Below are 25680 nucleotides of genomic sequence, written 5' to 3'. Positions count from 1 at the left end.
CCTGCGGGTATCGGAAAGAGAAGGCAAGCGCGCCTGCAAACACCGCTCAAGGAGGCGTATCGTCGTCGCCCAGCAGGACCTGCACGTTCGCCTGGAGATCTGCCACGGCCAGCGCCGTCTCGTAGAGGGCCACGTAGAAGATCATCCCGCGGATGGAGTGGGTGCCCGAGGGACGCCCGCCAATCGAGAACACGTTGCTCGTCGCCAGGTTCACGTTGGAGAACTGGGCAGGAGCGTTCGCTTCGACCGAAGGCACGTGGACACCATTGACGTACAGACGGCGACGCATGTCGGCAAGCGGCTGCACGCTGTCGACGACCAGGTGATACACCGCTCGCCCCACATTGACGTAATCGTACTCCCAGCGCCCCACGCTCGACCCCTCGATGTACGCCTGGAGTCGGCCTGCATTGTCGAAGCGAAAGACCAGCGCGTCATATGCATTCTGCCCGGCCTCCGAGCGGCCGAGAAAGACCAGGCGCGAGAAGTTCACGATGCCCTCGATGCGCGCGACCAGCTCGATCGTGAACGCCTGGTTCCCGTTCAGCCGCGTCTGCACCTTCGTACCCGACATGATCGCCGATGCGGTCGCTGCGGTGCCTGCGGTCGTCCACACCAGGCCGCGGCGCCCCTCGGCGTCGGCGGCCACGGAGAGCACCGGCGCCTGCGGGTTCGGGTTGCTGATCGTCAGCGCCAGCGGCTGGGACGAGGTGTCCTGGATCTCGGTCACCCCCAGCGCTGGATCCTCGTTGATGTAATAACGGGCCACCAGGCTCTCGCCGACCGATACCGTCGTCCCGTCGCAATCGTCATCCACCGCGTCGCCGGGCACCTCTTCCCGCGGCAAGACCTCGCCCTCGCAGGGCCCGTAACCGCTGCCATCCGGGTGGCAGGTCGCCTGCCCCCACGTGCAGATGCCCACCCCGATCGTCTCCGGAGGCCCCGAGTAGCAAGCGATGACCGCGCCCGGCGTGCAGGATGGGCCACCGAGCCCGCCCCCGGCGCTCCCTCCCTGCCCGCTTCCACCACCGCTCTGCCCCCCACCTTCGCCGCCTTGTCCCCCTTGTCCCCCGACGCTGCTGCTCGTCTCACCCGGTCGCGTGGGCTCGTCCGAGGAGCCACATCCCACGGCAGCCAGCAGCAAGAGGCCTGCGCCGACGAAGGTCACCTCCAGTGCGCGCATTCTTCGAAGCATCATGTCGCTCTCTCCGGGTTCGGGCCGAGCCAGGTCCCTCGACGCTACCACGGCTCCGAGCGCCCGCCGAACCGCTTGTCATGCGGACACGAGGGCTCCACCATGCGCCCATGAAGCTGGGCTTGCTGGTCATCGACATGCAGAACGAGTTCTTCGCCGACGGCTCCCCGGCGACCCCTTCGCTGCATGCTGCCGTCGAGTACATCAATGGCGCCATCGCTCTCTTCCGCAAAGCGGAGGCTCCCGTCGTCATCGTCTCCGATGTCGAGGAGCCCCGCGTTCCTGGCACCGAGGCCTTCGCCCTGCACCCGAGCATCGCCGCGAGGCCGGACGATCTGCGCATCGACAAGCGCTCCGGCAACGCCTTCTGGAAGACCGACCTGGATCGACAGCTCCGCGACCGCGGCGTCGACATGTTGATCCTCTGCGGCTTCTGCGCCGAGTTCTGCGTCCTCGACACCTTCCGTGGCGCCCGCGAGTGGGGATGGCCCGCCGCCTTGCTACGGGGCGGCATCGCCAGCCCTCATCCCGATCGCATCCGCCTCGTCCAAGAGATCTGCGACGTGGTGTCGTACGGCGCGCTCGAAGGCTGGATGGGCCTCCTCCACAAGCCCTCCTGATCGCCTCGATTTCGGCCCTCGTGGCGCGCCGCTAGCCCGGCTCAGTCCTCTCCCCGGAGCGCGTGGCGCACTTCACCCGTACCGAAGCGCTGCACCAGCACATCCACGTCGACCTCCAGGGTCTCGGCGCCGAAATGGATCACCTCCGCGGCATCCACGCAGTACAGGGAGTCTCCCGAGAACAACGCCACGAACACCCCCGCGCATGCGGGTAGCGGCGCCCGAGACGACTCGCAGAAATAGACCAGCGGCCGGAGCAGCCCGGCCTCGAACCAGGCCCCATCAGCGGCCTCGGGGACCACCACCTCGTAACCGCGGATCCGAGCCTCTCGACCTCCACGCTGCTGCCGGATCTCCGCCAGCGTCGCCGTGGCCGTCGCGGCCGGTGCAACCTGAAAAGCCCGCCCCAGGAGCGAAGACAGCTCGAACTTCATCACCTGCACCCTACCCCAGAATCGTCGACCCACCATGCGCCGCCATGGCCGGACGGCGGAGCCCTCTCCTGGTCATCCGCATCAGACCGGCCCAATCACCACCCACACCAGCGTGTGAGCAATCACAGGCGCCCAGAGTGGCTGGTCCCCACCCCGCAGCAACCCGAAGATCAGCCCCAGCAGAAAGCGGCTCGCCACCTGGGCCCACGACTGGGAGAGGTGGATCATCGAGAACAGCAGCGCCGTCCCGATCACGCCCCCCGCCATCCCCAGCCGCGCCGCCAGTGAAGGCTGCAGGTAGCCTCGAAACACGCTCTCCTCGGCCACTGCGGTGACCAGCCCCACGCCGAGACAGAGCAGCCGCGCTTGCCACGGCTGGGCCAGGATGGCGTCCAGCAAGGCCGGTGGGGTCATTCCCACCATGGTCAGCATCGACCCGATGCAGACGAGGCTCGGAACGACGGCTGCGATCCCGAGCAGCAGCTGCTTCACCGAGAGATCCCTGAACCCCAGATCTCGGAGGCTCACCCGGCCGAAGCGCAGCAACCAGCCCCAGCCGATCACCACCACCAGCGCCACCTGCGCGCCGAGGGCAGCGAACGACGCAGGGGAGCCACTGAGCAGCCCCAGATCACCTCCGTAGAAGGTCCGCGCGAGCAGCGTGCTCCCGACGGCGAGGCCGGCGCAAAGAGCGACCAGACTGAGGGCGTGGAGAAGATGAGCCCGGCTTCCTTGAGGGAAGCGGGCGCCCGTTGCGACAGCGTCGTCCTGCGTCATGAGTTTCGGCCCACGGAGCTACCACAACGTGCCTGCCGGAGGACAACGTTGCGCCCGGCACGGTGTCCCCCCAGAAGTACACGGCGGGACAGAAACCATTGACGCTCAGGTCGACCCGACGCGCGACCGGGTCGTATCTCAATCACGCGCCCGCTGTCACCTGCACCGGCGATCCAATCACGCTCGATGGCGCATGGATGAGGCGTGTGCCACCATGCAGGAAGCATGGGCGAGGCCCCCCCGGCGCCCGGAAAAACGACCATGCGCAGGCGATCCCTCTTCGAGCAGACATTGCAAGCCATGCAGATGGCTCCCGCCCTCTCCCGCTATCTCTCGAGCGTGGAGCAAGCAGATCGAATGCCGCACGACGTGCTGGACGCTTTCCAGTCGGAATCGCTACGGGCCATCGTGCGGCGAGCCTATGACAAGTCCAGCTTCTACCGCGGGAAGATGGACGCGGCGGGGGTCGACCCCGCCGACATCAAGCGCACGAGCGATCTCGCTCGCCTCCCCTTCCTGACGAAGGACGAGCTGCGCCAGGACCCGTACCTGCTCCTGACCTGCGACAAGGAGGACATCGCCCTCATCCAGGTCTCCACGGGCACCACGGGCGGCCAGGAACTCTACATGGTGTCCACGTGGAGTGATTACATCCTCCATGATCTCGCGCCTCGCTATCCGCGCCTCTTCCCGATCGGCCCAGGCGACATCTGCATGAATGCGCTGCCCTACGAGATGAGCACCGCGGGGCTCTCCTTCCACAAGACGTTCATGGAAGGCTACCACGCGACGGTCATCCCGGCAGGCAAGGGAGGCGCCTACTCGACCCCTGCCAAGACCATCAAGGTCATGAAGGACCTGCGCCCCACGGTCATCGTCACCAGCCCCTCCTGGGCGATCACGCTGGCCGAGGAAGCCGAGCACGCCTCGCTCGACCTGGCCGCGCTGAAACTCAAGAAGATCTGGCTCACGGGTGAGGGGTGCTCCCCTTCGTTCCGGCAGCGCGTCGAACGGCTCTGGGGTACCAAAGCCAGCTTCTTCTACGGCTCCCTCGAATGCGGCGTCCTCGGCATCGAGTGCGACGAGCACAATGGCTATCACGTCCCACAGGCGCACGTCGCCATGGAACTCGTCGACCCGCTCACCGGCAAGCCGTCGGCTGCAGGAGATCCCGGCGAGATCGTCGTCACCTCTCTCCTGCGCTATGACAGCCCGGTGCTCCGGTTCCGCACCGGGGACCTCGGCGTCTTCGACCTCTCCCCGTGCGCCTGTGGCGCCCAGATGCCCAGGTTCTTCCTGAGAGGCCGCGCCTTCGACCAGATCCGCTTCCGCGGCCGTGCGCTCTCGCCGATCTACCTGGAGGAGCATCTGCTCCGGATGCCGGAGGTCGGCAACTGGTTCGAGCTGATCATGCCGACGTGCGACGAGTCTCGCATCAAGGTCCGGTGCGAACTCTCTCGCGGCGCCAAGCACCACCCCGGCCTCGCCGATGTGCTCGCCGGCAAGATGGAGCATGCCACTGGCCTGCCCTTCGAGATGGAGATCGTCGAACGCATGCCCCGCCCGACCGTGAAAGCCGCACGCGTCGTCCGCAGTTGACACCTTAACAACCGAAGCTGGGGAGGAGGGGATCGATGATCATCGATGCGCACGCACACGTGTCGCCGACGAGCTACGGCTCCGCCGAGCTGTACCTGCAGCAGCTCGCACAGGGCGGCATCGCCCAGGGCGTCGTCAGCCCGGGCGGCATGCTCGACGTCCGGCAGATGGGCGCCTACATCAGCGGCCAACTGAAGCCAGACCTCGTGCCGAAGAACGAGTACGTCGACTGGGGCCTCGGCCTCAGCGGCGGGCTCCACGGCTTCGCCTGCGTCGATCCTTGCACCGAGACGGCCCCGGAGACCCTGGAGCGGTATCTCCGCCAGGGTTTCCGCGGCCTCATGGTCACCCCCCTCGTCCACAAGTTCAGCTTCGGTGACGACGTCCTCGCGCCGCTCATGGAGGTCTGCGCGGCCCACGGCGCGACCGTCTGCTCTCACGTGGCGTTCCGGCCAGGCGCCAACACCGCCGATTACGTGCGGCTCGCAGAACGGCACCCGAACACGCCGTTCATCCTGGAGCACATGGGCGCAGGCCCCGCCGACAGCGAGGCCACAGCCGCCGCCACACGCCTCGACAACCTGTACCTGGAGACGTCACTGGGGAGCTACCTGCACATTGCGGAGACCGTGAAACGAGCGGGGGCGAGCAAGGTGATCTTCGGCTCCGAATTTCCTCTGTCCCACCCGGTGGTGGAGCTGCAGAAGCTCCTCCTGCTCCCCATTTCGAGTGGTGAACGCGACAAGATCCTGGGCGGAAACATTCGCCACCTGCTCCGCATCGGATGCTCGTGAGCTGCGCGGGGGTGAGTCCATGATGGCGTCAGAGCGACTCGAGGCTATCAACCAGATGCTGCGCCACGCGCGCGGCTCCGCATTCTACCGCGGCCGGCTGCCGGACCGGGATCTCGGCTCGATGGACGAATTCCGTCGGATCCCGTTCCTCACCAAGGAGGACGTGCGCAGAGAATCACCACACGGGATGCTGTGCGTCCCTGGAGAAGATCTGTCGCAATACCACGAATCCTCGGCGACCACGGGCGAACCCGTCTCCGCCTGGTATACCCACCGCGACCTGTCGGAGATCCGCGAGAGGTTCGCGCGGTGGGGTGTCGGCTTTCAGCGAGGAGAGCGGGTCCTGATCCGGTTCCCTTATGCCCTGTCCAGCATTGGACATTTCGTCCACGCAGCGGCGCAGCACGCCGGGGCGTGCGTGGTCCCTGCCGACAGCCGGACCACCATCACGCCGCTGCCGCGGGTGGTGGAGCTGCTCCGGAGGCTCGACATCACGGTGCTCGCCACCCTCTCTCTGTCAGCCGTGATGATTGCCGAGATGGCGGAGATGTCCGGGCTCGATCCCCGGCGAGATTTCCCTCGTTTACGCGCCATCTGCTGTGCTGGCGAGCCGCTCTCCCCATCACGGAGAGAGCTGCTCGAGGAGATATGGGGCATCCCCGTCTACGACAACTACGGGATGACCGAGACAGGCCCTCAGGCCATGGACTGCCGTGCGCGGCGTCTCCACCCCTGGCAGGACCAGTTTCTGATGGAGATACTTGATGAGCGGCTCGAGAAGGAGGTGCCGCCGGGTGAGCTGGGGGAGCTCGTCGTCACGTCGCTCACCCCGCGCGCCATGCCCATGATTCGCTACCTGACGGGCGATCGATGCAGGCGCCTCGAGGAGCCCTGCACGTGCGGTGAGAGCGCGTCGGTGGAGATTCGTGGGCGGGCGGCGGACACGCTCTGGATCGGACGGCGCCCATTCGATCAATGGACCCTGGAAGCCATTGTCGCCGAGCTCCCGAGCCGACGATTCTGGCGAGTCACCCCCACGAACGAGAAGCTGAGATTCGTGGTGGAACGCGAACGAGAAGAGGACAAAATCGATCCCGATTTGCTCTGGCGACTGGAGCAAGCTCACGGGACCCGGCTGGAGGTGGAGCTCGTCCCCAAGGGGACTCTTTATGATCGGAGAGAGCCGATCGCGTTCGGAATGTCTGCGAAGCCAGTTTACGTCAACCGCGAGCACATCGGGGCTCCGGGCTGAAATACAGGAGAACGTTCTCATCATGAATATCTCATCGACCAGCAATGGCAGCTCGCACAGCACCAACGGCAGCTCCCATCATCATGGCAATGGTTCTCACGGCACCCATGGCGGCGCGACCCAGGGCAATGGCGGCGCCTCGACCACCCACGCCAAGGGGATCAACGATGCCGTCTCGATGGCGAAGCGCGAGCGCATCCGGCTGGATCGTCTCGATGGCGACAGGAACCGCGTCGAGGAACAGACGTCGCTCGTCGTCTGGTACGACACCGCAGGCATTGCCACCCCGGACGAATACGAGGGCATGATCGAGCGGGTGGTGAACCTCTCGTACACCGGCATCGTCCTCTACCCGGGCAACGTGGCCGCGGTGGCGCCGGCGATTCCGCCGCGGATGCTCAAGGTCTACCACGCGGAGAAGATGGACGACCTGAGCCGCCTTGGCGCTCTGGCGCAAGCCGGCAAGGATCTCGTCATCGCCAGCCACGACGTCTCCGTGCTCGATCAGGCGGCGCAGCGAGGGCACGCGACCTGCTACCGCGCCTACGTGGACGACGGTTCGAGCCTGCACGAGTCCATTCGCGAGGGCAGCCGTCACGCGTACCTGATGGTCCGCTTCCGCGACCCCACGAACATCCCGCTCGAGCTGGTGATTGCCACCCTCCAGGCGACGCGCACGGTGCTCATCAAGGAAATCAGCACCGCCACGGACGTCGACGACGCCATCGTCACCCTCGGCGTCATGGAAGTCGGGGCGGATGGCGTCATGTTCTCGCCGCGCTCGCACGACGCGCTGGGCGAGTTCATGTCCCGCCTCGGACGCCTCGATCGCAGCGCGGTCAAGATCGAGGTCGCCACCATCATTCGCAGCGTGCCGATTGGCATGGGCTACCGGAGCTGCATCGACACCACTACGCTCTTCTCACCGACGGAGGGGATGCTCGTGGGCTCCACCTCGCAGGGCGGAATCCTCTGCTGTCCGGAGGTCTTCTTCTTGCCGTACATGGAACTCCGCCCGTTCCGGGTGAATGCAGGCGCGGTCCACAGCTATGTCTACAACTATGGCAACCGGACCGATTACATGAGCGAACTCCGCGCTGGGTCGCAGATCATGCTCGTCGACCAGAATGGTGCCACCCGCCGCGGCAGCGTCGGCCGGATGAAGACGGAGGTCCGCCCGCTGCGCCTCATCGAGTCCGAGTTCCAGAATGGCGAACGCATCAACGTGATCATGCAGGACGACTGGCACGTGCGCATCTTCTCGGACGACGCCAAGCCGCTCAACATCACGGAGCTGCGGGCGGGTCACAAGGTCCTCGGCCACGTCGCGGCCCCGGGACGGCACGTGGGCATCAAGGTCGACGAGCACATCATCGAAACCTGAAAGGCGCTTCCATGGATGGAGTTGCAAAGCAGATCCGCTGGTCGCGTTTCCTCGATCGGCGCTCGGGTCACGGGATCATCGTTCCCATCGATCACGGGCTGACGATCGGTCCGGTGGAGGGTCTCGACAGCGCGGAGCAGGTGGCGCGCTGGATCGGTCACCCCGGCATCACCGGGATCATCGCTCACAAGGGCATGGTCGAGCGGCTCGGTCGGCTCGGCCTGCTCCGGGGCAAGGGCATCATGATCCACCTCAATGGCATGATGTCGCTCTCCGCCGATCCAGACCGCAAAGAACGGCTGACGTCGGTGGAGTCCGCGCTCCGGCTCGGCGCCGACGCCGTGTCGTTGCAGCTCAACTTCGACGGGAAGAACGACGCCCACAACCTGAGCGAACTCGGCGAGCTGGTCGACGAGGCGCGGCGCTACGGCATGCCGGTACTCACCATGCTCTACGACAAGGTCACCTGCGACGAGGAGCAGCGGCTCGTACGACAGCGCCACTTGGTGCGCGCCTGCGTCGAGCTGGGGACGGACGCGCTGAAGCTGGCGGCGCCTACCCACAAAGCGCACGTCCCGCTGCTCCTCCAGGGCGTCCGAGAGCACACAGCGGTGTTCTTCGCGGGCGGCGCGATGCGCTCCGAGGACGAGGTCCTCGACATGGCGCGTGAGATCGTCGCCCATGGCGCGACCGGCCTCTGCGTCGGCCGCAACATCTTCCAGCGCCAGGACGTGACCTCCACGCTGACCCGGCTCCAGAAGATCGTCATGGGTGACGGCGCGTCCCACCGCATGGCAGGGGCCGACGGGGAGGCCACCCTGTGAGAAACCTCCGGTCCGTCGGAGCATCGAGCGAGCGCACGGGCGTGCCCGCGCGCCGTCGCCTGCTCGTCAAGAAGTTCGGCGGCTCCTCGGTCGCCGACGTCGAGCGAATCCGCAGGGTGGCGCAGATCTCGCTCGAGAGTCAGCGCGCTGGTGACGACGTCGTGGTCGTCGTCAGCGCCATGAGCGGAGAGACGGACCGGCTCCTCTCCCTCGCGCACAAGCTCGCCCCGCTCCCGGATTGCCGGGAGCTCGACGTGATGATCGCGACGGGCGAGCAGGTCTCGGTCGCCCTCACCGCGATGGCCATCCACGCGGCGGGCGGGCACGCGCGCTCGGTGCTGGGACATCAGGTCCCGGTGCTCACCGACAGCTCCTTCACCAAGGCGCGCGTCCTCTGGGTGGAAGAAGGTCCCCTCCGCGAAGCCCTCGGCCACGGGCAGATTCCCGTGGTCGCGGGGTTCCAGGGGGTCGACGCCAGCCAGAACATCACCACCCTGGGCCGCGGCGGCTCGGACACGTCAGCGGTGGCCCTGGCGGCAGCGCTCGGGGCCGATGTCTGTGAGATCTACACGGATGTAGACGGCGTCTACACGGCCGACCCACGCGTCTGCCCCACCGGGCGGAAGCTGAGGTCCATTGCATACGAGGACATGATCGAGCTCGCGTCTCTGGGGGCGAAGGTCCTCCAGGTCCGCAGCGTGGAGATAGCAATGAAATATGACGTTTCCGTGCACGTACGCAGCTCGTTCACCGACGAAGAAGGGACGTGGATCGTCAACCGTGAACGAGCACTCGAGGGCAAGGTCCTGACGGGCCTCGCCTGCGCGCGAGGGCAGGCGCGCGTCGAGCTGGTGGGGGTGGAGCAACAGCCGGAGCTGGTCATGGCGCTGGCCAGCCTCCTCGCCGAGCTGAACGTGAGCGTGGACATGCTCTGCCACGCCCGCGGGGTCCAGGCGGACACCACGACCAACATCGCCTTCACCATCCCCGAGGTGGATCTTCTGCGCGCGCGCCAGCGGCTGGATCCGCTGGTCGCGAGCCTGAAGACGGGCGAACTCCGGATCAGCGAAGGCCTCGCCCGGGTCTCGCTGGTCGGCATCGGCATCCGCTCCGATCCGTCGATCCCCGCCCGCCTTTACCGGGCGCTGACGCAGGAGGGGATCGTCGTCTCGGGCCTGGTCGTCACCGAGCTGCGCATCAGCTGCCTCGTGGACGAGGCGGTCTCGGACAAGGCGGTGTGCATCCTCCACGAAGCCTTCGGGCTCGGGCAGACCGACGTGGTCGGCGGGCCCCGGCTCGTGGCCCGCAGCGGCACGGCGGCCTGACCCACCAGCGCCTCTCGAGACGCGGGGGCCTCACGAGGCCTCCGCCCCTCACAGCAGCCCCCTGACCCACCGCACCCGTACGGCATCGAGACCTGCGTCGAGCTGACACGGGCCCCCCGCCTCCCGGCGCCTCTCGTGGAGCACGTCCACGATGTTCCACGTCGGGCCCGACGCTCGTCCTGTCCAGCAACGGCCGACGTCTCGGCCCGTCACGCTCAGGGGACCACGTCGATCCAGCCCGATGCCCGCACAGCATCCCCCGTCCGGGGATCCAGCCGCAGCAGCGACGCCCCCATCACCCCGACGCGCCGGTTCCTCGCGAAGCTCACCGGCGGCACGGGACCAGCGTCGAACCCACGCACCGCTTCGAGCGCCGTGATCACCCGCTCGCGCGTCGCGTGCGCCCCCGCGCGCTTCAGCGCCTCGATGGCCAGCCTCGCCGCGGCATAGGCGCTCGCCTGCACCGAGGGCGCCACCTCCGGCTCGACGCCTGCACGGCTCAGGAACGCGCGCAGTGCCTCGCCGGTCGCGCGCGCTTGCTCACCGACGGGTCCCGGATACAGCAACAAGGCGCGCTCGCCGACCCGTCGCCGCACCTCGCCGTCCTCGCTCACCGCGCTCAGTGGCGCGTACAGGGCCACCTCGCCGTTCCCACCCTTCCCCCACCGGATCTCCGCACACCGCGCGAGCGCGTCCCCGGGCCCCCAGAACAGCACCGCCTGGCTTCCCCGCCGCTGCACGGCCTCGACCATCGCGGCCGGGTCGAAGCGCTCCGGGTCGAACGACACCACCTCCGGCGGATGCAGCCCACGGCGCCGTGCCTCCACGCGCGCTCCCTCGGCCCACGCCTCACCGGCCCAGCCTTTCGCGTGCACCACCAGCACGTCCACCTCGCGCGCTCCGGCACGGCCAGCGGCTCCCCCGCGCGCTCCGGTTCGGCCAGCGGCTCCTCCGCTCGCTCCTGTCGCGCCGACAGCGCCCTTCCCGCCTCCGAAGCCGAGCGCATCGGCCCCACTGCCCATCAGGTGCTCCACCGCGACCCGGGCCAGCACATCGGGCCCTGGCTGGATCTGGAAGATCACCTCACCGCCAGGCAGCACCCCGTGTCCCAGCGGCCCGAGCAACGGAACCCGCTCTTCCTCCAGACGCGCGCCCAGCGCCGCAGCACCGCTCCACGCGCTCGACACCAGCGCCAGCACCCCTCGTTCGAGGAGGCGCGTTGTCGCCGCGTCCTCACCGCCGGCCCCAGCGCTGTCTTCCACCACCAGCTCCAGGCGCCGCCGGTACACCCCCCCCTTCTCGTTCACCTCACCGAACACCGCCCCGATCACCGCCCGCGCTGCCTGGCCAACGGGCGCCACCGGCCCCGACAGCGGCAAGGCCGCGCCGAGCGTCACGACCTCCTCGGTCACCCCGGGATCCAGATCGCGCCCCACGCACCGCAGGTAGCTCGCGAGATCCTCGAACTCCGCGTCGCTCAGCGCGTAACGCGGCATCACCGGGTGGAGCAGACGCGCCCCGCCGACCCCGGCGACCCGCCCCGCCCGCACCACCTGGGCGAGCGCCACCCGGTCAACCGCCTCCCGCTCCCGCGTGGCCGTGGCGAGCCGCTCTGCCGAGATGGGCGGCGCCTTCACCCCCCCCTCCTCGGTTCCCTCCCCGCTGGACCCGTGACACCGAGCGCAGGCCGCCTCGCGACCGGAGAGCATCGACGCCCCGCCCACGATGGCCCCTTCCACGGGCCGCCCGCCCTCCGTCATGCCCCGATGAAAGATCCGACGACCTCGACGCGCCGACGGCGAGAGATCGACGCACGACGACGCCTCGGCCCGCCCGGAGGACGCCACAGGCCCCGATGCCGTCCCTGGCACCGCGAACGCGGCAGCGCACAGCCCCAGGGTCGCCCCCCGGAGCAGCCAGCTCAGGGCTCGACGGGAACCGACCGCCACCACGTCTCCTTCACCAGCCCCTCCTCGCGCGAGGGCAAGAAGCCGCGGACCGCCTTCACCGAGGGCAACAAATGGCGGACCTCCTTCACCGGAGGCAAGTAGGCGTGGACCTCCTTGGCCAGCCGCTCGGGCGGGGCGATCCCATCGATCCGGGTCCAGCGCCCCTTCCCTGCGCTCCCGATCAACGTCACCGGCGTGTGCTGCGCCGGCATCGGCACGCGCCCCCCGAGCCCATCGAGCACCCGGTACACCTTCTCGCGGCTCCCGGTAAGGAACGACCACCCCTTCCGCCGCTCGTACGGCTCCGCGAACCGCGTCAAGCGCTCGGGCGTGTCCACCGCCGGATCCAGCGAGATGGACACGAGCCGCACGTCGCGCTCCAGCGCATCGCCCAGCTCCCCTTGCAGCTTCGCGAAGATGCGCGTCATCGGCGCGCAGATCGTGGTGCAGGCCGTGAACACGAAGTTCACGACCAGCACCCGATCCCGCGCAAGCTCCTGGAGCCGCACCGCCTGACCATCCTGGTCCAGCAGCTCCTCGTCCGGGACCACCACCCCCACCGCGGGCGCCACGGTCACCTTCGCCTCGAAGGGTTCCGTCGCGTCTGCTTGCGGCACGGCGTGAGCGAGCGGCGCAGGCTCCTCCCGGCAGCCGCTGGAAGCGGTGCAGAGCGCAGCCACCACGACGAGAGCCTCGGATCGATGAACGCGCATGACCACCTCACTTCGGATCGTTCAGGTGCTTCACCAGGTGAGCGATCGTCTCCGGCGACTCCGTCGCCACCGTCTTCACCCACATCCCCGTGGACGTGTCTCCGATCAGCAGCTTCGCCGTGTGCTCCGACGGCTGCCGCACCTTGCCCCCCAGCCGCTCCAGCACCGACGTCACGTTCTCCGGTGTCCCGGTCAGGAAGAACCACCCCGGCCCGGCCTTGTATTTCGCCGCGTACTGCTTCAGCACGGCGGGCGTGTCGTTCTCCGGATCGACGGTGATCGTCAGGATCGTCGCCTGCTCGCCCTGCTGCCGCAGAAGCTCCTGCACCCGCACCAGGTTCTGCGCCATCACCGGGCACGCCCCCGAGCACGACGTGAACGCGAAGTTGATCAGCACCTTCCGCCGGCGCAGCAGATCATTGAAGAAGTGCCGCGCGCGGCCGTTCTGATCGAGCAGCTCGGTGTTGCCGAAGTACTTCTCCGCGGCAGCCTCCTCCGCCGGGGTGACCCCACCGATCTTCGTCCGCTCCACCTGGGGCGTCTTCTCCGCGGCCGGGGCGGAGCTGGGCCCGATGACGGTCAGTGCGACGGCAACGAGCGCCATGGCCCGCCTCATCGCACCCCTCCCAGGGGTACGCCCGTGTCGGGCGCGAAGACCCGCAGCGGCACGAACGGGAGCGTGCCAGGCGGGAGACCACGCGCGGGCGCCGAGGCGATCAGCCGGTACTCACCCGCACTGGGCGGAGTGAAGGTGACCGAGAACGTCCCGTCGCCCTCGGCTTGCGGAGCACCGCTCCATCGATACCCGACAGGGAAGCGAATGATCATGGTCTCCATCTCCTTGGCATCGAGCGCCGGGCCCTCCTTCGATGCCGCGCGGAAGCGAAGCGTCACCGGAGATCCGGCCTCCAGCCACAGGTTCGTGTCGAAGAGTGGCTCCACCGTGATGGACGGCTCGTCGATGCACCCCGAGTTCGAGCACTTCGCACGGACGGTGTCGGACGCGGGCGCAACCTCCGCCTTCAGGCACACCGCCATCCGCGGCCGATCGAGGAGGACCTCCACGTCGTAGCGCCCATCCGCCCCCATCCGCGCCGACGTCGCGTAGACCCCCGGTCGCACCTCGTCGAGCGAGCGGTCCTCGATGAGCACGGCCCGCGGCTCGCGCCCGTACCCGGGCAAAGAGCCGGCGGGCACCATCATTCCTTCCGTGTAGAAGTAGAGCGACTTGTCCGCGGCGTTGGCGATGAGCACCCCCTTGCCGTCCGGTGCGGCGGCGATCGGCGCCATCCCGAACGGAGCGAGCCCGGAGCGAACGGAGGCCGGCGCGCGCTGCCCGGCGTGCACGTCGACGACCGGCGGGGTCGTGTCCCCACCGAGCAGCCCCCGGTCGACCAGCGACACCTTCGGTGCCCCGGCGTTGCGCACGTACGCATAGGCGTCGGTGAAGGTCACCGCGTCCGGTGCCGACAGGCCCGTCAGGTGGTGTGCCACCGAGCCCGTCGCCGCGTCGAGGACGTGCACCTCGTTCGCCACGGGGTTGAGCGCGAACGAGAACCGCCCGCGCGGCTCGAAGCTCATGTTCCCGAGCCCGGGATGCAGCGGGACGCGGCCCGTCACGACCCGGCGTGCCGCGTCGATCAGGACCACCTCCCCCCGCTCCCCGAGCGAGACGTGGACCGCCCCCGCCTCGTCGCTCGCCGCGATGGAGACCGCGCCTTCACCGACCTCCACCTGGCCGATGGTCTCCAGCGCCACCGCGTCGATCACCGTCACCGACGCCCCTGCGCGGTTCGTGATCCACGCCGTCCCTCCGCCCCCGGAGAAGGCCAGCTCGTGATGGCCTGGCCCCACCGGCAGCGTCTTCAGCAGGTCGCCCGAGCGCGCGTCGAGCACGCTCACCGTCCCGTCGCCGTCGTTCCCCACCCAGACGGAGCGCCCGTCCGGCGCGATCGAGATCGCCGCCGGCTCGCGCCCCACCTGGATGTTCCTCCGCACGATGGCCTGGCGCGTGTCCACCATCGCCACCCCGCGCCCGCCACCGAGCGTCACGAAGAGGCTCTCGTTCGATGGCGTCATGGTGAACGCGACCCCCGGCGCCGCGAGGCTGACCACGCTGCGCAGCTTGGTCCTGCTGAACGCGACGTGGGGGTCGATGACCGACAGCGAGCTGTCCTCGTTGAGCGTCCAGAGCAGGTAGTCGTTGAGATCCACGTCCGGGCGCACCGAGAGCAGCCCGGCCATGTAGTTCTTGATCTTCGAACGACAGCCCGCCTCGCCGAGCGGCGCGGCCTCCTCGCTCCGCGACATCCACCCGAGCGGAGCGAGCCCCCGCACCGGCGCTCCGGTCTTCGCGTCGGTGACGAAGAGCTCGACCACCGCGTCCGCGCCGGCCGTCACCACATCGTCCTCCACGCGTCCCCCGGAGCCACGATCCGACGCGAGAGGGCGCATCGAGAAGGCGATCGAGAGCCCGTCGCGCTCGATCCGTCCTCCCGCCTCGATCCTCCCTCCCTCGCCCACTGGCCGCGCCTGGGCCTTCAGCCCAGCGCCCGGCCCAGGCTGCGCGAGCGTCGCATCCCGCGACACGGCCGCCGCCTTCTGATCACAGCCTGCCCCCGGCAGGGTGCAGAGCCCGGAGAGCACAGCCAGGTACAGCGCACGCATGGTCATGACCCTCCTCATCGCGTCACCCGCACCAGGCCCCAGAGTCCTCCCGCGAGATCGACGCTCGACTGGTCGAGGTACAGACGATCCCCTGGCACCTGGAACTTCCCGCCGGCGAGATGCACCGGGTTCAGGTTCCAGGCGGTCATCGGCCCGATCCCGCTCTGCACCCCGATGGTGAACGACGAGGGATTGAAGCCCATCTTGAGCGACCCAGAACCGGCCGCCCACGGGTTGTGCGCCCACTCCAGGCCCCAGAGCCGGAAGGCGTGCTGGTGCCGGTGCCCCGAAGGCTGGAGGATGCGCACGCGCAGCCGGTCCCAGACCTTCGCCGTGAAGAGCGGCGTCGCCGGATCGCCGTGCACCGCCGAGCTGAACACACCGCTCTGATCGAGGTTCGGCAGCGCGCCGAGCCGCTGATCCGAGGGCACCCCGAGCCGCGCCCACACCGGCTCCGCCCGGTAGTTGAACCCCTTGTGACCGGACACGTCGGTGTCGACCTCGCCCCCGATGTTCGGCAGCGCCGTACCGCAGCCGAGCGTCGCGTCCGTGCACTGGAAGGTCGGGTCGTCGCTGTGGAGCGCCACCTCGTCCTGGTAGACGAGCACCACCTCGTGGAACGTCTCCTGCCCCGACGCGCCCGGGAACGAGACCTGCGCCTGCGCCCGGGTCCCCGCCTTCACCTGCCACGTCGCGCCCTGCGGCTCGACGATCAGCGCACCGACCGCGCCGTGCATCCCGTGGTTCACCACGTCGGCCATGTCCTTCAGGTTGATGGCCCCGAGCTCCGCAGGCTCACGCACCACGCTCCCGTTCGCCGCCGTCACGACCCGACCGGCGTACCAGGTGTACTTGCGCTTCTGGCCTGGCGCGACCGTCTGGAACCCGTTCATCCCCACGTTCGCGCCGTCGCTGTCCGCCACGTCGTAGGACACGAGCTGCGGATGCAGCGACACGTGGTTCGAGGTCCTCACCTGGTTCGTGTTGAACCCCTCCACGATGGGCGGCGACACCGTCCAGTGATCCCGCTTCGGCATCACGGCCGGCAGCTCGTTGCTCAGGGTGACCTCGATGCAGTCGCCCGCGGCGGCGCGGAGGATCAGCGGCTCGGGCGCCCTGGTTCCGGCGCGGAGACCCGAAAGGTCCTCCTTCAGCGCGAACAGGATCGCGTCCGGATCGTACAGCCCGTACTTCTGGTTGTAGACCAGCCGCCCCGACGGCAGGTTCCCCTGCGCCGTGATCGCCACCACGTCGTAGCGCCGCATCGTCGCGTTCAAGGGACAGATCTGCCCTGGTGTCGACGACGACCACGGCGAGAGGCCGTTGGGCAGCGTCTTCAGCTTCGGCGTCGGCCCCCCGTGGACCCGCAGGATGCCCCACATCCCGTCCCACAGATCGTCCGTCGCCGTGCTCTGGTACATGTAGTCGGCGCCGCCCGCGATGTTCTTCGAGAACAGCGGCGCCGCGTCGAGCGACACGTCCATCTGCTCCGACACCCCGATGGGCTGCCCGTTCGTGTACCCGCTGTCCGGGTTGTGGTGCTCCTTCAGCCAGCGCCGCCCGTTGATCGAGAACACGTGCTGCTCGCCCTGAGCGCCCTGGGCCACGCGCACCATGATGCGGTCGCCCTCGTACGCCTCCAGCAACGGCGTGGCCGGATCCCCGTGCACGATCGAGCTGAACACGTTCTGCATGTCGCCAGGCAGCCCTGGCCTCTGCGTCGTCGTGCCCAGTGCGCAGTTCCGCTTCGCGATGCGCATCGGGATGGGCTCGTTCCGGTAGTTGATGGTCTGCGTCCCCGGATCGCGCAGCGAGATGGCCTCGGGTGCGAGGATGGGGCGGTGCGAGATCGCGGTCGGCAAGGGCGCCCGCACGAACGTCGGCGGGTGGACCGGATCGCCGCACTCGTCGTAGACGACCGCGTAGTCCGCGAGGTTCAGGTTGAACTCACGGAACGGCTTCCGCGCGTCGCCTGCCGCGAACAGCACGTCGGCGCGGTAGCTCGTCGGCCCACCATCGGACCGCCCGCCGAACATCTGCCCCGTCGCCGGATCCCGCCACGTGGACCCGGCCGGCTCGACCACGAGCCCCGCGTACAGCCCGTGGTGCTGCTGCGACGCCGCGCTGAAGTGGTCGTGGGTGAACGCCGTGCTGAGCGCGCGGTCCTGCCCCTGCGTGTCCAGGAGCGGGTCCGCCCACCAGCGCTGCGTCGTCGTCTGCGCGCCGAGCGGTGCCCCCGGCAGCGTCGGATGCGACGTCGCCGCGAGCATCACCCGCTGCCCCGACAGCCGCGTCGTCCCATCCGCGACGAACGCCCCGCCCATCGCGTTCGCCGCCGCGATGCGGCTCAGCACCTCCTCCGCAGCGAACGTCCCATCCTCGTAGTTGAAGCCGTTCGCCGCCCCGTCCGACGAGGTGATGTCGTACTTCAGCAAGTGGATGTGCTGACCGATGATGTCGGTCGGCGTGAAGATCTGGAAGTCGTCCTCCTCCAGCACGTCGGGGATGGTGTTCGTCGCGTGGAAGACCACGCACTCTCCAGACTGCGCCCGCACGTAGAGCGGCTCCAGCGGCCGCGTCCCATCCAGCGTCGCCTGGTAGTCCCCCTCCAGCACCATCGTCCTCAGGTGTGGGTCGTGCCAGCCGGAGCTGTTGATGACGGCATTCGTCTGCACGTAAGCCGCGCGGAACGAGCGGACCGGCGCGTTCGGAGGACAGGGATCCGCGAACGGCGCGCCCGCCGCAGGCGGATTCCCGTTCACCAGGAACTTCGCCGACTGCCCCTCGGGCGTGTACGCCGGGTAGCCCTTGGCCTTGAACCCGTAGGGCGTGGTGACCGGCACCGCCCCCGGGAACAACCCCGCGTGGAACGCGCTCGCCGACACCTCCAGGGGCGTCCCATCGGACGGCAAGAGCTTCACGTTCGCCTGGTGGATCTGCACGTCGAACCGGCCTCGATCCCCGAACGTCGCGCCCCCCGGAGGCACGCTCGTCAGCAGGTGACGCGGCAGCCCACCGTCGTGCGCCATGTCCCGCGGCGGCTGCGGCGGCCGATGCCCGGCCACCGCCGCCACGTAGAACGGATACCCCGGCATCGCCGGACGCTGGCTCGACGTCCCGTTCACCGTGACCTGAGCCGCCGCGTACGTCGGCATCGGCGGCATCGCCAGACCGGGCATCGGCACGACCGCCGGCGTCGGCGTCCCCATCAGGACCTCACCGTCCGGCAGCGCGCGATCCGACGTCCCCGCCTCGAACACGTCGTGGCTACGCCACAGCGCCCACATCCCCTGCACGAAGTGGGGATACAGGTGACAGTGGAAGATCGCGTCCCCCACCGTCAGGTTGCGGTTTCCACCGCCGCCGTAGCTGATGTCATAGGTGAACGCGCCACCTGGGCCGATGGTCTGCGAGTCCACGTACGCGCTGTCCCCGGACGACCGCCGCCACTGGTGGCCATGCAGGTGGAACACGTGCGTGTGGTGCGGCCCCGCGTGGACGTTCCGGAAACGGACCGGATCGCCCAGGTACCCGTGGTGAACGTTCGACGGATCATCCGGGTACAGCGCCTGGAGCGCGTTCCCCACCCCATCCCGTTCGATCACCAGCGCCGGGTCGCCGTTCGCCCAGGAGCTGAGGAAGAACTCCTCGAACTTGCAGTCCACGCAGTCCCGGCTCGGCCCGATCCTGGACCGGTTGGCGAGCACTGCGGCCCCGATGCTCGCGGCGCCGTAGTTGATCCCGAAGCCCGCCCGCGCCGAGATGAACGTCGGATCCGCACGCAGATCGGTGAACACCTGCTGCGCACCGAGATCGTCGTGGAACAGCGCCGTGAACTCCCGGAACACCCCCCGATCGAACGACGAGGGGCTCCCCAGCTCCGTGCTCTCATAATGAGCGATGATGGCATTCAGATCGCCGTGCACAATCTCGTCGTGATCATCGAGGATGCGCAAAATGGGCACACCGTCGGCGTCGACCGCGTCGTAATCGAGCCGGGGCGTGCCGTCCGGATTGCGCGTCCCTTTGGAAGCCACCGAGAGTTCCTCGGGTGTCACCTGGGAACGGTAGGCCACGGCGCCCGCGGGCTCCACGTTGACCACGCCGAACAGCCCTTGCAGGGCCGACCGGATGGGCGGCCCTGGAGCGTCACCACTGGCCATTGCACCACCGCTCTGCATGAGGAACGCGCCTTCTCGCTCCGCGTGCAGCTCGTAGATGCGCGTCTCTCCAGGCGCCGCCAGCGAACTCGGATTCTGGCCGACGTTACCGCCCAGAGCGTTGATGTCCCAGATCTGGAGACCTGTGACGTGAATCGACGCATGCCGGGTCATCGGTGATCTGCTAGGCAGAGCACTGCTCGCTGGCGTCAGCCAGTTCGTGAAGGAAATGATCAGTCTGTCATTGACGTTGACGCGCAAGACGAGCGGTCTGGGTCGCTTCCCGGGCCGCAGCATGGCATTACCAGGTCCTATGGGCAGAGACGGGTCCGCCGCCACGACGTCCCGCTTGAGCGCGAAGATCAGCCCCCCTGGATTGAAGGTGCCGAAACGGTCGTACACATAGACCTGGTCGATGGCCACCACGTCGGCCGTGACCACCCGCTCTTCACCGGGAGACCACGAACCAGACCCTGGTTGCCAGCTCCCCGGACTCGGATTCTCGAGAGGATTCTCACCTTCCGCGAGCGGCTCATCGTTGCTCGCGCATCCCATGAGAGCGAGCACAGCAGTTGCCAACCCCAACACCTTGGACGACGTCGTCAGCAAGCACACCTCCTTGCGTCGACGGGAAACGCCACGGACGCTCGATGTGAACGCCACGGCGCCGGTATTGCGGGCTATCTGTGGACGGGGGGGACGCTCCGCCGGTACGATTTAATTGGTTTTGTAACCTGGTGACTTCGGGGTCAAGACCCCTTTTTTGAATCCACGGCGTACACAATGGCGGCCATCGCTATGTTCTCGACGCCACCCTGCATCCATCCGTGAGGGGCGCTACCGCGTCATTGCCACGCGTCTTCGCCAGTGCAGGTGACCAGGGCGGCTTTCTCGCGTGTGCATTGCGTCGCCCAGGCACACAGCTCGTCGTCGATGCAGTCCAGATAGGCCTCGAACTGGTCCTCGCAGCCTGCCCTCTCTGCCCTCCGCTCCAGGCTCTCGCCGTTCGCGACGCAGTCTCCGTGGGGAATGGCGTCATCGCATTCGTCGAGGAGATCGTCACAGAGATCTTCGACCGAAGGCCCACAACCCGCAAGTGCGAGCCCCAGCGCAATCCAGATCCAACGCATTTTCATTGCGCACCTCCCGCACCACCTTCGCCGTCTTCGCCGCCTGCGCCGCCTGCGCCGCCTTCGCCGCTCGCGCCAGCTTCACCACCCTGACCCCCGAAGCCACCGAATCCGCCGGTCGACACGCTCGTGTCATTCCCGGGGTTCGACACCACGCAGATCGAGCCGGTGCACGTCATGCATACGCTCTTGTTTGGAATCTCCAGCTCGAACGGGTGCGACGGCGGCCCAGGATCCCGCTCGATGCACTGATCCGGATAGGTGCAGTCCGCGCTGAAGACACACTCCTGCGCCGGTATGCAAGCGTTGCCCGTGAAGCCCGGCTCGCAGATGGCGTCCGTCGCACAATCCGAGTCAACCGTGCAGGTGCTGCTGAAATCGCCGCAGCCCTGAGGTCCCGCATTCAGACATGCCGAGAACAGCATAAGAAATGGAAGAAGTCTCATCGCCAGCATCCGCTGAGTATAAGCCAGCCAACGCCGAGCCGACCAGAGCACGCCCGCCCGAAACCTGCTCCCGATCGTGAGCCAACGCCCAAGGCGAGGCTCCCGGCCACCTTGCGCCCCTCGCGGCCAGCCGGTACAAGGCCAAAAGACACGGGGGAGCCCCGAAGGCTGAGAGGCGCTGGACGGCCAGCGCGACCCCTTGAACCTGATCCGGGTAATGCCGGCGAAGGGAGGCAAAATGAGCACGACCGGAAACGGCGCGGGGACGCGCAAGCTCGAAGTCATTGGCACGGCGGCAGAGACGACCCTTGGCGCGACGCGCAAGAAGGTGGACGCCTCGCCCCCCGTCTCGAAGCTGGGCCCCGTGGAGGCCGATCTGCCCGCGTCCCGGCGGGTCTACCTGGAAGAAGACGAACTCCGCGTGCCCGTGCGCGAGATCCAGGTGACGGGAGGACAGCCGCCCGTCCGCGTCTACGACACCATGGGCCCCCAGGGACACGACGTGCAGAAGGGCCTGCCCAGGCTGCGAAAGCCCTGGGTGGAGGCGCGGCTCGCCCGGGGCGATCGCAACTTCTCGCAGATGCACTACGCCCGAAAAGGCGAGATCACGCCCGAGATGCGCTTCGCGGCGCTGCGGGAGAACGTGTCCGCAGAGCTGGTCCGCGACGAGGTGGCGCGAGGCCGCGCGATCATCCCGGCGAACCGGAACCACGAGGAGCTCGAGCCGATGATCATCGGCCGGAAGTTCCTGGTGAAGATCAACGCGAACATCGGAAACTCTGCGGTCTCCTCGTCGATCCAGGAGGAGGTGGACAAACTCCAGTGGGCGATCCGCTGGGGGGCGGACACGGTGATGGATCTCTCGACCGGCGCGAACATCCACGAGACCCGGGAGTGGATCTTGCGGAACGCGCCGGTCCCCATCGGGACGGTGCCCATCTACCAGGCCCTCGAGAAGGTGAAGGGCAAGGCCGAAGACCTGAACATCGACCTGTTCCTCGAGACGCTGATCGAGCAGGCCGAGCAAGGGGTCGACTACTTCACCATCCACGCCGGCGTGCTGCTTCGTTACGTCCCGCTGACTGCCAAGCGCATCACCGGCATCGTCTCCCGCGGCGGCTCGATCATGGCCCGCTGGTGCCTCGCCCACCACAAGGAGAACTTCCTCTACACGCACTTCGAGGACATCTGCGAGGTGATGAAGAAGTACGACGTCTCGTTCTCGCTGGGCGACGGCCTCCGGCCTGGCTGCATCGCCGACGCGAACGACGAGGCCCAGTTCGGCGAGCTGCGCACCCTGGGCGAGCTGACGCAGGTGGCCTGGAAGCACGACGTGCAGGTGATGATCGAGGGCCCCGGCCACGTGCCGATGCACAAGATCAAAGAGAACATGGACCAGCAGCTCGCCCTCTGCCACGAGGCGCCCTTCTACACGCTGGGCCCCCTGGTGACCGACATCGCCCCGGGCTACGACCACATCACGTCCGGCATCGGCGCGGCGATGATCGGCGCCTTCGGCACGTCGATGCTCTGCTACGTGACGCCGAAGGAGCACCTGGGTCTTCCGAACCGCGACGACGTGAAGACCGGGGTGATCACCTACAAGATCGCCGCCCACGCCGCCGACCTGGCCAAGGGCCACCCTGGCGCCCAGGAGCGTGACGACGCCCTGTCCCGGGCGCGGTTCGCCTTCCGGTGGAACGACCAATTCAACCTCTCGCTGGACCCGGTGACGGCGCGCGCCTTCCACGACGAGACGCTGCCCGCCGAGGCCGCCAAGTCCGCGCACTTCTGCTCGATGTGTGGCCCCTCGTTCTGCTCGATGCGCATCACGCAGGACGTGCGGGACTACGCCGCCGCGAAGGGCATCGGCGAAGACGAAGCGCTCGCCGCCGGCCTCCAGGAGAAGGCCGCGGAGTTCCGTGGCGTGGGCAGCGCACTCTACGTGCCCGAAGACCCGGCCTGATCGGCCAACGGCTGCGCGACGGCCGCGGAGGGGACCCAGGGACGAGGACGTGACGCTGGGTTCCCCCCGCCCAGGTGCCAGCCAGGACATCCGCGAGACCGCGGCGTGACCTTCTCGGTCCGCGGCGAAGAGCCGTGGCGCAGCAGCGCGATGCTCGGACGCGAACCAGCTCGGTCGAGGGCATGCGGCTGCGACGGAGAGCGAGCACGACCGCGGTGAAACGTGCGAAAGCTGCCTGTTTTCACTCGCCCGATGAGCACCCGCGGGTCATAGCTTTGCTCGTCGGGTGGGCAGCGCGCACTTCTTGCGGGACCGTTCCGCCGAATGCGGAGATGGCGACGTAGAGAACCAGACACCGCCCCGCATCCGAATGAACGAACGCAAACCGAGTTCAGGGGAGGACATCCAATGAGCACACGAAATGGCGTATTCTTGTCCATTGCGCTCGTCGGCACCGTATCGAGCTTATGTTCGCAGGCGCATGCGCTGGCAGAGATAGATCGCAGATGTGAGCACGACTCGCTCAGCCCTACCGAGGCACGGCTCAGGATTGCATGGGCTCGCGCTTGCGGCCTGGAAAGCATGTCCAACCAGGAGAAAACAACGCCAGCGTCTTCCCGGATCATCGACACGCTCATGCCATCCAGCAACAACAATGGGACTCTCATCGAATATCTCGAAGACTTGACCAGCTCCAATCCGACCGGTGCCCGGGCCTATTCTCTCTTCGCCCTCGGCTACGAGATCAATTCGATCTACGTCACGAAGCTCTATTCGTTTGGCCCCATCGCTCAGACCCTCGATGGGCGCGGCTTCAAACTCTGGAGCGAAGACGAAAGCAAAGAGCGCCCCCGCCCGATGTATCCGACGTTCGGTACACATACTACCGAGTTGGAGGGGGAGGCACTATTCCCGAGAGTCACGAAGAACGGACCACTGAATTGCAATCTCTATAAGTCGAATGGAACTGTCAGCACCACCTTTTATATCAATGCTTACTGCACATCGAGCTGCTACACCCCGGAGCAGGAAGTCCTCTTTCCCGACGGCTACAAGCCCATCCTGACGGCGCTCCTGGAGCGCACCCCGGAGATGATGACGCTCGCCCCCTCGGCCACGCTGGACGACGTGACGCTCTCCAGGAACAAGGTCGCCACCTACACCGCCGAGCTCCGCGACTCCGAGCACATCATCTACGAGATTCGTACCGAATCCGGTGGGCTCCTCCGGGTCACGAACGAGCACCCCGTCATCCAGGGAGAGGGCCGGCTCGTCCAGGCGCAAACCCTGCGGGCCGGTGACGCCCTGCTCGACATCGAAGGGAACGAAGACCCCATCCTCTCCATCGAGGTCGTCTCCCATGAAGGCAAGGTCTACAACCTGAAGCCAGCCACCCGCGACAGGGTCTCGAACCTCCTGATCGCCCAGGGCTTCCTCGTCGGCTCATCCGCCTACCAGAACGATGACGTCGGCTACATCAACCGCGTCATCATGACGCGCTCCATCCCCGAAGACGTGCTTCCGCAGTGAGACTCCGCTCCGGATGAGCGACGCAGGGACGGCCGTGCTCCTCTCCAGGGGTCGAGCACGGTCTCTCGTGCGTGATGGACGCAGGAGGCCACCCGGGATGGCCAAGGGAGCGATGTCATGATGCGCAGAATCGATGCCAGAGCGTTACTGACGGCAGGGATCGTCATCTCGGCCATCAGCCTCGTGCTGGTGGGACGACGCCGCGACACCCCCGCTCCCGCACCCACCCCGGCCGCCGCTCACGAGCCTTCCGAGCAGCCGCGTCGAGCGACGACGCACCGCCTGGCGAGCACGCTTCCCATCGCCCCCCCCGCCGACGTCCGACCCGCCTGGGTCGAGCCCGAGGCCATGCGCGACGACGCACGGTATCTCGCGGACGTCGTGCGCCTCGCCGTGGACGGGGACCGTGAACTCGCGCTGATCGCCCATTACCGCAACCGCGTGCTCCTCGATACGGAAGGCCGCGCCGCCTACCAGAAGATGCTCTCGGACCCGGCCATGCTCGCCAAGGTCCGAGGCGATCTCTCCCACCCACCCGAGAGCCGAGAAAACCTGCGCGACAACACGCGCCGTCTGATGGAGATCGATTACCTCGACGACGCCCTGGCCTGGGAGGCGAACCCCAGCCGTGAAGCCATTCTCGGCGTCATCGAAGAGCTCGTCCTGGAAGACAACTTCCGCGAAGGGCTCGGCCTGGACATGCGGTACTCCCTCGCCGGCAACAAGCGCGAGCTGTTCACCTTGCTCCACGAGCACAGCCAGGACCGCGCCCTCGCCCTCGTCGACAGGGCGCGGGGGAGCCGTCTGGAGAAGCTCTTGCTCTTCCTTCGCGACGACGTCCAGGCGCGAGCGCAGCGAATCCGCGACGCAGCCATTGCCCCCTGAAGCCCGCAGGACGACCCGCACCCGGAGATC

Annotated in this window: 20 protein-coding genes and 1 riboswitch; of the genes, 10 read left to right on the top strand and 10 right to left on the bottom strand. The window is 67.8% G+C overall.

What is annotated here, in order from left to right:
* Positions 1-46: 46 nt before the first annotated feature.
* Complete coding sequence (locus tag CMC5_RS08800; protein WP_156338375.1) at positions 47-1198, bottom strand: LamG-like jellyroll fold domain-containing protein; 1152 nt, start codon at positions 1196-1198, stop codon at positions 47-49.
* 107 nt (positions 1199-1305) lie between these two features.
* Here CMC5_RS08800 and CMC5_RS08795 point away from each other — a divergent pair, with 107 nt between their 5' ends.
* Positions 1306-1815 (top strand): cysteine hydrolase family protein, encoded by a 510-nt coding sequence (locus CMC5_RS08795; RefSeq protein WP_050429975.1) that lies wholly within the window; start codon positions 1306-1308, stop codon positions 1813-1815.
* A 41-nt stretch (positions 1816-1856) separates the two neighbouring features.
* On the opposite strand, the gene CMC5_RS08790 is transcribed toward CMC5_RS08795, so the two are convergent.
* Positions 1857-2249 carry an STAUR_1299 family protein gene (locus CMC5_RS08790; protein ID WP_050429974.1) on the bottom strand — a complete coding sequence of 131 codons (393 nt, stop codon included), beginning with the start codon at positions 2247-2249 and terminating at the stop codon, positions 1857-1859.
* Between the two features lie 81 nt (positions 2250-2330).
* The gene (locus tag CMC5_RS08785) at positions 2331-3026 is read right to left on the bottom strand and encodes a CPBP family intramembrane glutamic endopeptidase (RefSeq protein WP_050429973.1); all 696 of its coding nucleotides are present in this window, start codon (positions 3024-3026) and stop codon (positions 2331-2333) included.
* 261 nt (positions 3027-3287) lie between these two features.
* On the opposite strand from CMC5_RS08785, the gene CMC5_RS08780 reads away from it, so the two are divergent.
* From CMC5_RS08780 to CMC5_RS08755, 6 genes are read left to right on the top strand one after another with little or no spacing between them, the layout of a single operon-like run.
* Positions 3288-4625, top strand: a complete 1338-nt coding sequence (locus CMC5_RS08780; RefSeq protein WP_050435797.1) for a phenylacetate--CoA ligase family protein — start codon at positions 3288-3290, stop codon at positions 4623-4625.
* Positions 4626-4660: 35 nt separating this feature from the next.
* A complete protein-coding gene (locus CMC5_RS08775) occupies positions 4661-5419 on the top strand; it encodes an amidohydrolase family protein (protein WP_050429972.1) in 759 nt (252 codons plus the stop codon).
* A gap of 55 nt (positions 5420-5474) precedes the next feature.
* On the top strand, positions 5475-6671 hold the full coding sequence (locus CMC5_RS08770; protein WP_245678361.1) for a phenylacetate--CoA ligase family protein: 1197 nt from the start codon (positions 5475-5477) through the stop codon (positions 6669-6671).
* 22 nt (positions 6672-6693) lie between these two features.
* Positions 6694-8055 carry a 3-dehydroquinate synthase II gene (locus CMC5_RS08765; protein WP_245678360.1) on the top strand — a complete coding sequence of 454 codons (1362 nt, stop codon included), beginning with the start codon at positions 6694-6696 and terminating at the stop codon, positions 8053-8055.
* Between the two features lie 11 nt (positions 8056-8066).
* Positions 8067-8879, top strand: a complete 813-nt coding sequence (locus CMC5_RS08760) for a class I fructose-bisphosphate aldolase (protein ID WP_050429970.1) — start codon at positions 8067-8069, stop codon at positions 8877-8879.
* 41 nt (positions 8880-8920) lie between these two features.
* Positions 8921-10204, top strand: a complete 1284-nt coding sequence (locus CMC5_RS08755; protein WP_245678359.1) for an aspartate kinase — start codon at positions 8921-8923, stop codon at positions 10202-10204.
* A 215-nt stretch (positions 10205-10419) separates the two neighbouring features.
* On the opposite strand, the gene CMC5_RS08750 is transcribed toward CMC5_RS08755, so the two are convergent.
* The 7 genes from CMC5_RS08750 to CMC5_RS46420 all read right to left on the bottom strand — a co-directional run bounded on the left by CMC5_RS08750 (position 10420) and on the right by CMC5_RS46420 (position 21248).
* The gene (locus tag CMC5_RS08750) at positions 10420-12153 is read right to left on the bottom strand and encodes a cytochrome c/ABC transporter substrate-binding protein (RefSeq protein WP_156338374.1); all 1734 of its coding nucleotides are present in this window, start codon (positions 12151-12153) and stop codon (positions 10420-10422) included.
* Entirely contained in the window at positions 12126-12866 is a 741-nt protein-coding gene (locus CMC5_RS08745) for an SCO family protein (protein WP_082363421.1), read from the bottom strand. Before CMC5_RS08745 ends, CMC5_RS08750 begins: the two co-directional genes overlap by 28 nt.
* Positions 12867-12873: 7 nt before the next feature.
* Positions 12874-13470 (bottom strand): SCO family protein, encoded by a 597-nt coding sequence (locus tag CMC5_RS08740; RefSeq protein WP_245678358.1) that lies wholly within the window; start codon positions 13468-13470, stop codon positions 12874-12876.
* Positions 13471-13478: 8 nt separating this feature from the next.
* Positions 13479-15539 carry a YncE family protein gene (locus tag CMC5_RS08735; RefSeq protein WP_245678357.1) on the bottom strand — a complete coding sequence of 687 codons (2061 nt, stop codon included), beginning with the start codon at positions 15537-15539 and terminating at the stop codon, positions 13479-13481.
* Between the two features lie 8 nt (positions 15540-15547).
* A complete protein-coding gene (locus CMC5_RS08730) occupies positions 15548-19867 on the bottom strand; it encodes a copper oxidase (protein WP_245678356.1) in 4320 nt (1439 codons plus the stop codon).
* Positions 19868-20538: 671 nt separating this feature from the next.
* The gene (locus CMC5_RS08725) at positions 20539-20823 is read right to left on the bottom strand and encodes a hypothetical protein (protein ID WP_050429966.1); all 285 of its coding nucleotides are present in this window, start codon (positions 20821-20823) and stop codon (positions 20539-20541) included.
* A 2-nt stretch (positions 20824-20825) separates the two neighbouring features.
* Positions 20826-21248, bottom strand: a complete 423-nt coding sequence (locus CMC5_RS46420) for a hypothetical protein (protein WP_050429965.1) — start codon at positions 21246-21248, stop codon at positions 20826-20828.
* Positions 21249-21411: 163 nt separating this feature from the next.
* Positions 21412-21516: riboswitch (TPP riboswitch) on the top strand.
* Here CMC5_RS46420 and thiC point away from each other — a divergent pair.
* From thiC to CMC5_RS08705, 3 genes are all read left to right on the top strand, one after another.
* Positions 21508-23235 carry a phosphomethylpyrimidine synthase ThiC gene (thiC, locus tag CMC5_RS08715; protein WP_082362331.1) on the top strand — a complete coding sequence of 576 codons (1728 nt, stop codon included), beginning with the start codon at positions 21508-21510 and terminating at the stop codon, positions 23233-23235. Its footprint overlaps the riboswitch before it by 9 nt.
* A 408-nt stretch (positions 23236-23643) precedes the next feature.
* Positions 23644-24765, top strand: coding sequence for a Hint domain-containing protein (locus CMC5_RS08710; RefSeq protein WP_050429964.1), 1122 nt, complete (start codon positions 23644-23646; stop codon positions 24763-24765).
* A 117-nt stretch (positions 24766-24882) separates the two neighbouring features.
* Complete coding sequence (locus CMC5_RS08705) at positions 24883-25650, top strand: hypothetical protein (protein WP_050429963.1); 768 nt, start codon at positions 24883-24885, stop codon at positions 25648-25650.
* The last annotated feature ends 30 nt before the right edge of the window (positions 25651-25680 follow it).

The organism is Chondromyces crocatus (assembly GCF_001189295.1).
Classification (GTDB): Bacteria; Myxococcota_A; Polyangia; order Polyangiales; family Polyangiaceae; genus Chondromyces; species Chondromyces crocatus.
The sequence above is the reverse complement of the archived record's forward strand: the minus strand, read 5'-3'. Positions and strand labels throughout refer to the sequence as shown.